Genomic DNA, 11884 nt, shown 5'->3' with positions numbered 1-11884 from the left:
GACAGTTAGACCGCGCTGATCTCGAACGGAACCGGCGTGAAACAGGCGATTCCCAGCAGGAATGTAAACAGGCCAAGCAGCGCTCGCCATCGGTCCAGCGTCGTATCCACGGTCGGGCGGGCCGGACCGGCGTACGCGAGCCCGGTGGCGAACAGACCCCAGAACACCCACAGGCCCCAGACGCCGAAGCCGACCGGCGGGGGGTCGCGGGTAAAGTACAGGTAGCCGGCGAGTGCGAACAACGCGCCAGGCACCGCGGCGGCGATGGTTTCCTGACGACGTCCGACGATGGACCGCACGATGTGACCGCCGTCAAGTTGCCCCACCGGAAGCAGATTCAGGAACGTGAAGAACATCCCGGCCCAGCCGGCGAACACGATGGGGTGGACTGACTCGCCGGGGCCGACCTCGGTTCCGAGCCCCAGCGCGTTCACCAGAGCTTCCAGCGCCTGAAACAGGAGTGGATAGTTGAACGTGATGATGACGCCGGTGTCGCTGTTTGCCACGCGTTCCGGGACGGTAATCGGGTCTATCGAGAGGCCGATGACCGTGACGATTGTTGTCGCAACGAGGCCGGCAAGCGGGCCGGCCACGCCGATATCGAACAGCGCCGTCCGGTCGGGGATGCGTCCGCGAATGTTGATGACCGCCCCCATCGTGCCGAGATACGACGGGAATGGGATGAAATACGGGAGCGTCACGTCGACGCCGTGATAGCGGGCCGCGGCGTAGTGACCCAGTTCGTGGATACCGAGCACACCGAGCATCGCGACCATGAACGGCCAAGCTTCGAACACGCGAAGTGGGTTCTCAGCGACCGGGATATAGTACCAGGCGCTCGCCCCGACATAGAGGGTCGACGCGATAGTCGCGAGCAACAGCCCGATGTTGAGCCACGGAACGCCGCCGGTGTCCGTACCGACAGGCTCCGCCACCAGTGCGTACTGGCCCGGGCGCGTGTTCACCGCGCCACCGGGAGCAATCGAGTCATTGGCGCCCGGGTCGTCGACAACGGTAGTCCCACCGTTGCTCGTCACAGTAGTCCCAGTAGCCGATTCGGGACCAAGTTCTTCGAGCCGAACGTCGTAGCCCCGCTGTCGGAACACCGGCCTGAGTTGCTCAGCGACGGCATCCGGTGGCACTAGTGGGTTGCCGAGATACTGGACAGTTCCGTCCGTCCGCCGCACTGACGAGACGGAGAACACGCCGGCCAATCGGTCAGGCGACGGCGGGTCCGCGGCGGAGCCACTCATCAACTGCTCGTAAACGATGCGGGCACAAATACTCCGCGAACGATCGCACAGCTAGCAGGTACTCCGTGCAAAAACTGTACGCGGGGACCAGTCGCCTACGCCGGCTCAATACGCCAGGTGGTCGCGCTCGTGTACGACCACTTTTCGACATTAATCTCGGACGCGCTGTCCTTGAGCTTGACCATTAGGGCACCGATCTCTTTGGGGGAGAGACCGACTTCATCAGCGATGAACTTGCTCTTGAAATACATCTCGCCGTCACTGGCCTTCTCTGCGAGGAACGACTTCAGTCGCTCTTCTTTGGAGGGCTCTTCCTCGCCGGAGGGCGTTGCGGTAGCGCTCATCTTTGTCACCTCACTTTCTCGTAACCCCGCCGAGAGTATATAAAGGAAGGAACCTTCAGGTCACTTCGGTCACTTTCAGGACAAATCGAGCTAAAACGCATTTTTTATAACCGTTTCAGATTTCTTTAGACGTTTTACAAAGCTTTCTTAGCCAATGGATTGGCACTAGTTCCGTGGTGCTTTGAACGGTCTGTGAAAGAGAGATATCACCCTCTGGGAAGGCCGGTAAACGGCATATTTCACCGGTAGAGTGTCAGAACCGTCAGACGTGCGTCAGCACGTCGGGCACACGTCATACAGACATTCCCACCGGTACGCGACCGACAGCAGTCACTGTGGGCACCAGAAAGGGCGGACTAGAGAGACAGCAGTCAGTGGCCTTGACAACCCTTAAGAGTGCATCGCGGTTACGGCGGGCTAATGAAAGTCGTCGTCTCCATTGGCGGAAGCGTACTGGCCCCGGACCTCGACGCGGACCGGGTCGCCGACTACGCCGACGCCATCCAGTCGCTCGATGCACAGGGGCACACGCTCGGGACCGTTGTCGGCGGTGGCCCGACAGCACGTGATTACATCGGCAGCGCTCGGGATCTGGGCGCGAACGAGATCGAACTCGACCAGCTCGGCATCGCCGTCACGCGGCTGAACGGCCGACTGCTGATCGCCGCTCTAGACGACCGTGCCGCGCCGACACCCGCTGAAAGCTACGACGAGGGCCGGGAAGCCATCCGTCGCGGGGATATCCCCGTTCTCGGTGGCATCGTCGCCGCACAGACCACCGACGCCGTGGCGGCCGCCTTCGCGGAGTACGTCGGCGCTGACCTGCTCGTGTACGCAACATCGGTTCCGGGCGTCTACAACGCCGACCCGAACGAGGACGACGACGCGACGCGGTTCGACGAACTCGGCGCGGACGAACTCGTCGACGTGATCGCCGACATCGAGATGGACGCCGGCAGCAGCGCACCGGTCGACCTGCTAGCCGCGAAAATCATCCAGCGGTCCGGCATCCGGACGATGGTGCTCGACGGCACTGATCCCGAACGTGTCGTGCGCGCAGTCGAAGACGGCGAGTTCGACGGGTCCGAAATCCTTCCGGAGGCATAGATGGCGGAAGACCCCTACGAGGTCGGCCGCGGCGGTTCCCGGGCGTTCTGGGCCGACTCCGTCGCCGACGCCATCGAGGCACGAGACCCCGACGAACCAATCGTCATTAAGGGCGGCGTCTCCCCGTCTGGCGTCCCCCACATCGGTCACTTCAACGAGATAATGCGGGGCTACTACGTCGCCGAGGCCCTGCGGGACCGCGGTCACGAGGTTCGACAGGTGTTCACCGCCGACGACAAGGACCGGCTGCGGGCGGTCCCCCGCCAGCTCGCCGACCTCGACTGGAACATCGTCGGCCTCGGGGAAGTCGACGCCGGCGCACTCGGGCGGAACCTCGGGAAGCCATACACGGATATTCCGGACCCATTCGGCTGCTGTGATTCTTACGGCGCCCACTTCACGGCGCTCCTGCAGAAAAGCGCCGAGCTGGTCGGCGTCGACGTGGAGTTCGTCTCGAACACCGAGCTGTACGCCGACAGCGAGTTCGAAGCAGTCACGCGCCGGGTGCTCGAACGCGCCGACCGGGCCCGTGACGTGCTCGCGGAGTATCAGAACAAGGTCGACGACGACTACGTCCCGTTCCTGCCCCAGTGTGCCGAGTGTGGGAAGATTACTGAGGGCGTCACCGCGGTCGACCTCGACGCCGGCGAAGTCGAATACATCTGTGAAGACGTCGAGGCCGGCGACCAGACCATTGATGGCTGTGGCCACGAAGGCACGGCGACGCTCCGGGACGGAAAGCTTCCGTGGCGGTTCGAGTGGCCCGCTCAGTGGGAGATTCTGGGCGTCGACTTCGAGCCCTTCGGCAAGGACCACGCCGAGGGCTCCTGGCCATCAGGTGAGGATGTCGCTGAGAACGTGCTGGACATCCAGCCGCCGGTCCCGATGGTGTACGAGTGGTTCACCCTCGACGGCGAACCGCTCTCCTCTTCCTCCGGCAACGTCATCACCGTCGACGAAGTGCTGGACATCCTCGAACCGGAGGTGTTCAAGTACTTCTTTGTGAAGGACCCGCGGAAACAGCGGGACTTCTCCGTCGAGAATATCGACCAGCTCGTCGACGAGTTCGACCGGTTCGAACGGCGATATTTCGAAGAAATCGAAGCCAGCGAGGACGACGCCGAACTTGCAGAGCGAGCCTATCCGATGGTCGTGGACGACCCACGCGAACAGCGGATACGGATTCCCTACACATTTGCGGCCGTGCTCGGGATGACCGACGACCCGGCGCTCCGGGAGCAGATCGCCCGGAAAGAAGGCCATATCCCGGACGATGCGCCGGAGTGGGCCGTCGAGCAGGCGCTTGCCCGCGTCGAGCGAGCCCAAGAGTGGGCCAGCCTGACGAACAACGAATTCAACTACGAACTCAAGCGCGCCGAGATACCCGAGGTCTCATTCGACGACGCAACGGCGGCCGCACTGGATGAACTGGCCGATTTCATCGCCGAAGGCCACGACGGCGAGGCAATCCAGTCGGAAATCTACGAGACGGCAAAGCGAAACGACATCGACATCAGCGAGTTCTTCTCGGCCGGCTACCGGCTGCTGTTCGACGACACCGAAGGCCCACAGCTCGGGACGTTCATCGCGAAACTTGACCGGGAGTTCGTCGTGGAGCGTTTCCGTCGCAACGAGTAATCCGGGTAGGAGGGGCCTACCCGTCCGTAACACCCTGTTGAAGGGTGTCTTCAGGGTGACTGTTCCTGCGTGTCGACCCGCTCGAACATCGGTCCGAGCTGCTCGTCGTAGCAGTCCTGACAGACGTACGCGTCGATGACGCCCGTCTCGCTGTGCGTGTGAATCATCGCGTGGACGGTAGCGTCAAAAGGGACCGTCTCGCCACAGATACCGCAGGTTTCTGGCATTGTCCGGCACCTCATTGTACTATGTTTCCACACTACATAGAACGGGTGGTTCGTCCACCCCTCAGTTCGAACGGGGCGTCACCAGCACAGGGACATCGACGGTTCGGAGCAGTTGCGACGTAACGCTACCGAGCAACTGGCGTTTCAGGTTCGAACGGCCGTGTGACGCCATCACGACGAAGTCAATGTCATTGTCGGAGACGTACTCTTGGATGCCGGCGGCAACGCCGTCAAGCGAGGTCGTCTGTTCCACGGCCGTTTCAACCGAGATGTCCGGGGCCGCCGTCCGAAGTTCGTCGGCGGTTGTTGCGACGGCGTCGCGTCCATTCGCCTCCAGTCGTTCGATGAACGTCTCGTTCAACCCGCCAGCGTTGAACGCTCCGCCAGCGGCCTGGATATCAACGACATTGAGCACGTGTACTAGCGCGTCGTATCTGTCTGCTACCGCCGCGGCGTGTCGTGTCGCCGTGTCAGCGTTCTCGCTCCCATCGGTTGTGACGAGTAGCCGCGAGTAATCGAATTCGTCCCTGTCAGCCTGCTTCTCCGCCGAAACGACGAACACGGGCACGGCAGTTCGGTGCAAGACCTGCTCGGTGACGCCGCCGAGTAGTCGCTTCCCGAGACCGGTCATCCCCTGTCGGCCAAGGACAATGAGTCCTGCGTCGGTTTCACGAGCGTATTCGTCTATCCGCGCACTTGGTTTCCCTTCTAGCAGTTCCGTCGTGACGGACTGACCAATGTCGGCGGCGAGTGACTCGATCTCCGCGAGGACTGACTCGCCGTGTTCCCGGAGACGGGCGCTCTCGCGGTCTGTTCGCGTGAGTGCGAGCGCGCGCTGCTCGACGACATAGACCGCTTCAGCCGTTGCGTCGAAATCCTTTGCCAGTGCGAGGCCACGTCGTGCGGCTGCCGTGGCTTCGTCGCTCCCATCGACGGGAACCAGAATATGGTCGTACATTGCGTTGTCGTTTGCGGCGGGGTCACTTCACCGTTGGCTGCTGTGGGCCAGCAGTGTGACCCAAACCAAACCCTCTTGCTTGGCTACGCCTATTTTCAGATAAATGGTGAGTACGCTGACGTGGGTCCTCGCGGGCCTTGTCGCCTACACCCTCCTCGCGATGGCGCTCCGGACTCGCGGCGTTGTCCCCGAGTATATTCGTTTTAGCGGCCCGATTACGACGATTCACACACAGAAGGGCAAAGCTGTGCTCGACTGGCTCGCACGGCCAAAGCGGTTCTGGCGGGCCTGGGGGAACCTCGGCGTCGGGTTCGGCCTCGTCGTGATGGTCGGCTCGTTCCTCCTCGTTGCGCTCGGAGCCTACCAGGCGCTCGTCAACCCACAGCCCTCCGCACTGAACGAACCGCGGAACGCACTGGCGATTCCCGGCGTCAATGACTTCCTCCCGCTGTCGGTCGCCCCGGAAATCGTGCTCGGATTGTTGCTCGGCCTCGTCGTCCACGAGGGCGGCCACGGACTCTTCTGTCGCGTCGAAGACATCGATATCGAGTCAATGGGGCTTGCCCTGCTGGCGATTATTCCGATTGGGGCGTTCGTCGAACCCGACGAAGATGAACTCCTCCGCACCGACCGTGGCTCCCAGACCCGGATGTACACGGCCGGCGTGACGAACAACTTCGCACTCGCTATCATCACGCTCCTGTTGCTGTTTGGACCGGTCGCTGGCGCTGTCGCCGTCGTTGACGGCGTGCCGGTCGGGAGCCCCATCAACGGAACCCCCGCCGCCGATGCGGGTATCGAGTCGGGTGATGTCATCACGGCGGTCAACGGCCAGTCGGTCGAGAACCAGCAGGCACTCGAATCAGTGCTCGCCGAAAGCGACGCACAGACTGTCGAAGTGGCGCGCAAGGATGCCGACACCGTCACCGTCGAACGGTCCGTCGTCGTCTCTGCGGCCCTTCAGAGCGCGTCACTTGGAACTGGGGAGACGATTGTCTCTGTCAACGGGACCGCAGTAGCAACCCGCAGTGAATTCGAACAGGCGGCCCAAGACCACCCCGTAGCGACGCTCGAAACCGAGTCTGGGGAGACAGTCACGACCCCGCTCGGCGCGTACGTGCTGGTCGCTGAAGACGGCCCGCTCGCCGGAGAGGGGGCACCGAGCGGCGAGGGCATGATTATCACCGCGGTCAACGGGGAACGAACACACAGCGGGGCGGCACTGATACAGACGCTTGAAGGCGGTGAACCCGGTGACGAGGTGACCGTCACCGGCTACGCCGACGGCTCCCGCGAGACCTACGAAGTGACGATGGCCGAAAGCGAGCAGGTCGACAACGGCATCATCGGCGTTAGCATCCAGCAGGGTATCAGTGGCATTCAGGTCAGTGACTTCGGTATCGACGCTTACCCCGCGGCCGCGTTCCTCGAATTCATCGGCGGCTCGCCGGACGCACCAACGTCGGTCTCCGAGTTCTCGTTCGCCCAGCGGATTTTCAGCACGCTCTTGCTCCCGTTCATCGGCGTCGCCGGCGGCTTCGGCTATAACTTCGCCGGCTTCACCGGCATTGCGACGAACTTCTACACTGTCCAGGGCCCGCTCGGGGCGCTCGGAACGACGCCGGTGTTCCTGCTTGCGAACGTCCTCTTCTGGACCGGCTGGATCAACCTCGTCATCGGCCAGTTCAACCTCATTCCGACGTTCCCACTCGACGGCGGCCACATTCTTCGGGCGTCAACCGAATCGTTCGTTTCGCGGCTGCCCGTTTCGGACGGGCGACGGGTGACGACGGCCGTCTCGATCGCGATTACGGTATCGATGATCAGCGGCCTTCTGTTGATGGTGTTTGGTCCGCGGCTCCTGACCTGAGACGGACTGCTGTCCCAGTTTCTCCGACACTCGCCTGAATAGCGGCGGTTGCTGTGGCTGTGGAGTCGGCCGGACCGTCTGTGGCGGTCGGGGTTTCGTTACCCATTTACTCTCCGCCGCGAAATCCGGGCGTATGTTCCTGCAGCTCCGTGCGGAGGTCGAGGACGCCCTCGCCGACGCACTCACAACCCTCGACCTGCCGGCCGAGGACCTCGGTATCGAGGAGCCACCGGAGGATGTCGACGCCGTGCTAGCGTCGAGCGTCGCCTTCCGGCTGGCCGGCGAGGTCGGTACCGCGCCGCCGAACGTCGCCAGCGACATCGCCGACACAATTGCCGTCGATGACCTCACCTACGTTAGCGACGTGACGACACAGGGGCCGTACGTCAATTTCCTCCCGAGCGAAGCATACTTCGCCGAGACCCTGCAGTCAGTCACAGAGAGCGGGTTTGGCCGGCTTCCCGACCGCGACACCAGCGTTGTCGTCGAGCACACGTCCGCGAACCCGACTGGCCCAGTCCACGTCGGGCGGGCACGCAACCCTATCATCGGCGATGCCGTTGCTCGCGTGCTTGATTACGCCGGCTACGACGTCGACCGCCACTACTACGTCAACGACGCGGGCCGACAGATTGCGGTGTTCACCTGGGCGTACGAGACCTTTGACGAGGATGACCTGCCCGAACCTGAGCGGGAGTCCCCGGAGTACGAGATGGTCCGGTACTACCGCAAGGGCAACACCGTCCTCGAAGATGGCGACCCCGACGAAGTCGAGGCGGCGGAGGCCGAGGTCCAGTCGATTTTGCAGGGCCTCGAAGACGGCGACGAAGAGACGTACGAACGCGTCGCCGAGGTCGTCGACACTGTGCTGGGTGGGATGCAGGACACACTCGGTCGCCTCCCGGCGGAGTTTGACGAGTTCGTCAAGGAGACGAAGTTCATGCGCAACGGCGACACGGACGACCTGGTCGACCGCCTGAAGGGGCTCGACTGCGCCGTCTACGAGGAGGATGCCTGGCAGCTGGACCTGCCCGATTTCGAGAAGAATCTCGTGTTCCTGCGCTCCGATGGGACCTCACTGTACACGACTCGGGACCTGGCTCACCACGAGTGGAAGTTCGACACCTACGACCGTGCCGTCACAGTGCTGGGCGAGGACCACAAGCTACAGGCCGACCAGCTCGCAGCAGCCCTCGAGCTGCTCGACAACGACACCGACCAGCTCCGGCAGGTGTTTTACTCTTGGGTGAACCTCCCGGAAGGCGGGATGAGCACGCGTGAGGGGACCGGCATCGACCTCGACGACCTGCTGGATGAAGCGATCGACCGCGCACGGGAGGAGGTCGAGTCCCGGCTGGACGACCGAACCCGGGGAGACCTTGACGAAGACGACATCGACCGCATCGCCCGCCAAGTCGGTATTGGCGCGGTACGCTATGACATCGTTTCGAAACAGCCGACCAAAGGCATCACCTTCGAGTGGGACCGCGCGCTGGACTTCGAGGCCCAGTCCGCGCCATACGTTCAGTACGTCCACGCGCGTTGCTGTGGCATCCTGGGCGACGTGGAAACCGACATCCCTGACGAACCCGACCTCGACCCGCTGTCGGAACCGGAAGAGCGCGACCTGCTCCGCGAACTGGCCCGGTTCCCTGCCGTCATCGAGGCGGCCGCGGACGACCTGACGCCCCACACCGTCGCCACCTACACCCGCGACCTCGCCGAGACGTTCAACGCCTTCTACCGGGAGTGCCCGGTCCTCGATGCCGACCCAGAGACCCGCGCTGCGCGGCTGGCGCTCGTCGACGGGACCCGAACGACGATTGCGAACGCGCTGGACGCACTGGGCGTCGAAGCACCGACCTCGATGTAGGCGCGGCAGTTTCGGGTATCCGGTGTGACAAGCGACGAGTAGAGAACCGGTCCGGCTGGCCGGGCTACGTTTTGCGGAACGCGTCGACTTCTGCTGCGATTAGTTCAGGTGCCTCGGCGGGGCCGCTGTGACTGACTCCATCGAACTCAACGAATCGACTCTGTGGCAGTGCGTCGTGAACGTCCCGTGCACTCTGTCGAAGGAAGTCCGGCCCGTCGGTGCCGGACAGAACGAGAGTGGGTACGTCAACGTCGAGGCAGTCTGGGAGCCGGTACTGTTCGACGGACCGATTCATCCGGACGACCTCCTCGGCGAGGGCCACACAGTCGGGCCAGACAGGCCACTCCGCAAGCCAGGCGTCGAGGTCCTCGATACCATCTGGGTGAAGGACCTGTTCGATGTAGCGTTTCACCGCTTCCTCTCGCTTTCCATCCTGTACGAGCGATGCCATTCGGTCAGCGAGGTCAGCGTCGGCCCGGTACTCGGCGGGAAGTACCGCCGGTTCGTACGCGATAACTGCCTCGACCGACGTACCCGTCGCGGCCTCGATAGCGGTGAGTGCGCCGTACGAGTGGCCGAACAGGATTGGGTCGCCATCGACAGCGTCGACAAGCGCCTGAACATACCTGACCTCGCGGTCCAGCACCTCGTCAGCGCTCGTCTCTGCGGGGGAGTCGAGACAGGTGCCGAACCCCGGTCGCTGGGGGACGACAGCGCCGTATCCCTCAGAGACCGATATGACCGGTCGCCAGTACTCTCGGGGAGCCATCCCGCCGTGCAGGAGGAGCAGGGGCTGGCCGTCACCGTAGCGCTCGAACTCGACTTCGATCGCGTCTGCAGACTGTGTCGGCTGCATACAACTGTACGGTCGAGCGCAGTCGGGCTAAGCCGTTCTCTCAGTGGTTGGGCCGTTTAAAAGGGGAGGATGTCAGCAGGGGCAGACGCGCTGTTCCGACAGGGGCTTCAGCCTCGCAAAGAGCAACAGTGTATGGGGCTCATTGCGGAGTTTCAGATACACTGTGATGCGTTGCCGCTCGTGTCGGTTGCAGCGACAGTCCCCGAAGCGTCGATTGTCCTTTCCCTCCAGTACAACCACGGCCGGCGGCCGCTGTTTATTGTAACCGTGACAGGTGGCACCGAGCAGGCTGTCGAGCGGGCACTCACTAACGCCGACGACATTCAGGAGTGGACGCAAATCGGGACGGCCGGCGACACCCGCCGGTATCAGGCAGTGCCGGCGCTGAGCTTCGAGGAGCAGCTTGGCGGCCAGATCGACGACCTCGACGGACTCGAAGCCCTCGCCACGGCAGACGCCATAATCGAACAGATAACTGTGACTGCGGACGGCTGGGAGCAAATGGGCTGGTTCGCCGACCGGGCGGCGTTCACCGATTTTTCCTCGTTCTGGCAACGGAACGCGGAGTTCAGACTGGAGCGGCTGACTCGGGATGCGGAGCCGAAGTCACCCGGGAACGGGCTCACTGACCGACAACTGGAGGCGCTACGGACGGCGTACGAGATGGGGCATTTCGAAATCCCGCGACGTGCATCACTGGACGCAGTGGCGACGGAACTGGACATTTCTGCGTCGTCACTCTCAGAGCGACTGCGCCGGGCACAGACCCAGCTCATTCAGGAAACGGTCGCGACGCTGTGGCCGCCGCTTCCAGAATGATCTAGAGGCAGTGAAATGCGGTCGGGGCGGCGGACTGCGACCGGAACAGCAGGCGGGTGCAAAAATATCAGTTAAACAGGCCAAACACGCCGCCAGAGTCCTCGTCGTCGGCATCGGAGTGGTCCTCGGTGTCTTCAATGAACCACTCGTCGTCAAGTATTGTCTCGATATCCCGTTCGGGGCTTTCGCCGTGGAAGAACACGCCTTCCAGCGCCTCGGACAGTCGCTGATAGGCATCGGCAGCCGTGCTCTCAGGGGCGTTGAGTACGAGCGGCTCCTCGGTCGTCGCCTGCGGGTCATCCGGGATGACCGCAAGCAGCGGGAACTCCATCTGCTCGGCGATGGACGCGACATCAGTGTGGCGGGTCGCGCGGTTGATGATTGAGCCGAGAACGGTCCCGTCAATGCGGTCCGCTAGCTGGGCTGTTTTGACTGTATCGCCCACCGCAACGTCATCGGGGGTCGTGACGAGGACGATGCCGTCAGCCAGTCCCAGCGGCACGGCGACTTCGTGGCTCAGTCCAGCCCCGGTGTCAATCAGCACCACGTCGTAGGCATTTCGGAGCGTCTTGATGACTTTCCTGAGCTTTGCGGGGTCAGCGTCCGCAAACGCCTCAAGGGACTGTTCGCCCGGAATCACCGTGAGCCCACCCGGGGCATCAGTCAGAGCCTCACTCACCGCAGCCTCGCCAGCCAGAATCTCGTGGAGGCTCTTTTCGGGCTCCACGGAGAGCATCGAGCCGAGATTCGCCATCCCCAGATCTGCGTCGACGACGGCCACGTCGTAGTCCATCTCCTGCAAGACGGCCCCGAGATTTACCGCGGTCGTCGTCTTCCCGACGCCGCCCTTGCCGCCTGCAATCGTACACACATACCCCGCCATAGTCTGATTGCTTGGGTACAATGCAGGCAGTCATATAAATTCGATTGTCATCCATC

General features: G+C 62.9%; 11 protein-coding genes. 5 read left to right on the top strand and 6 right to left on the bottom strand.

The window, feature by feature from the left end:
- Positions 1-5: 5 nt before the first annotated feature.
- Entirely contained in the window at positions 6-1253 is a 1248-nt protein-coding gene (locus G9463_RS11370; protein WP_165896763.1) for a site-2 protease family protein, read from the bottom strand.
- 95 nt (positions 1254-1348) lie between these two features.
- A complete protein-coding gene (locus G9463_RS11365) occupies positions 1349-1597 on the bottom strand; it encodes a hypothetical protein (RefSeq protein ID WP_004518404.1) in 249 nt (82 codons plus the stop codon).
- 420 nt (positions 1598-2017) lie between these two features.
- Between G9463_RS11365 and pyrH the strand changes: the two genes are divergently transcribed.
- On the top strand, positions 2018-2704 hold the full coding sequence (gene pyrH, locus G9463_RS11360; protein ID WP_011224653.1) for a UMP kinase: 687 nt from the start codon (positions 2018-2020) through the stop codon (positions 2702-2704).
- Positions 2705-4342 (top strand): lysine--tRNA ligase, encoded by a 1638-nt coding sequence (gene lysS, locus G9463_RS11355; protein ID WP_165896762.1) that lies wholly within the window; start codon positions 2705-2707, stop codon positions 4340-4342.
- 50 nt (positions 4343-4392) lie between these two features.
- Here lysS and G9463_RS11350 read toward each other — a convergent pair whose 3' ends face one another.
- Together G9463_RS11350 and G9463_RS11345 are read right to left on the bottom strand one after the other, a co-directional pair.
- Complete coding sequence (locus G9463_RS11350) at positions 4393-4569, bottom strand: hypothetical protein (RefSeq protein WP_007189212.1); 177 nt, start codon at positions 4567-4569, stop codon at positions 4393-4395.
- 61 nt (positions 4570-4630) lie between these two features.
- The gene (locus tag G9463_RS11345; RefSeq protein WP_007189213.1) at positions 4631-5527 is read right to left on the bottom strand and encodes a universal stress protein; all 897 of its coding nucleotides are present in this window, start codon (positions 5525-5527) and stop codon (positions 4631-4633) included.
- 103 nt (positions 5528-5630) lie between these two features.
- Here G9463_RS11345 and G9463_RS11340 point away from each other — a divergent pair, with 103 nt between their 5' ends.
- Positions 5631-7397 (top strand): site-2 protease family protein, encoded by a 1767-nt coding sequence (locus G9463_RS11340; protein ID WP_165896761.1) that lies wholly within the window; start codon positions 5631-5633, stop codon positions 7395-7397.
- Positions 7398-7530: 133 nt separating this feature from the next.
- The gene (argS, locus tag G9463_RS11335) at positions 7531-9270 is read left to right on the top strand and encodes an arginine--tRNA ligase (protein ID WP_165896760.1); all 1740 of its coding nucleotides are present in this window, start codon (positions 7531-7533) and stop codon (positions 9268-9270) included.
- 64 nt (positions 9271-9334) lie between these two features.
- Here argS and G9463_RS11330 read toward each other — a convergent pair whose 3' ends face one another.
- Positions 9335-10126: an alpha/beta fold hydrolase gene (locus G9463_RS11330; RefSeq protein ID WP_165896759.1), complete on the bottom strand. Its 792-nt coding sequence runs from the start codon at positions 10124-10126 to the stop codon at positions 9335-9337.
- Positions 10127-10258: 132 nt separating this feature from the next.
- On the opposite strand from G9463_RS11330, the gene G9463_RS11325 reads away from it, so the two are divergent.
- Positions 10259-10945, top strand: a complete 687-nt coding sequence (locus G9463_RS11325) for a helix-turn-helix domain-containing protein (RefSeq protein ID WP_004964511.1) — start codon at positions 10259-10261, stop codon at positions 10943-10945.
- A gap of 67 nt (positions 10946-11012) precedes the next feature.
- Here G9463_RS11325 and G9463_RS11320 read toward each other — a convergent pair whose 3' ends face one another.
- The gene (locus G9463_RS11320) at positions 11013-11828 is read right to left on the bottom strand and encodes an AAA family ATPase (RefSeq protein WP_165896758.1); all 816 of its coding nucleotides are present in this window, start codon (positions 11826-11828) and stop codon (positions 11013-11015) included.
- Positions 11829-11884: the final 56 nt, after the last annotated feature.

The sequence above is a fragment of the Haloarcula sp. JP-Z28 genome, assembly GCF_011440255.1.
Lineage (GTDB): Archaea > Halobacteriota > Halobacteria > Halobacteriales > Haloarculaceae > Haloarcula > Haloarcula marismortui.
The sequence above is the reverse complement of the archived record's forward strand: the minus strand, read 5'-3'. Positions and strand labels throughout refer to the sequence as shown.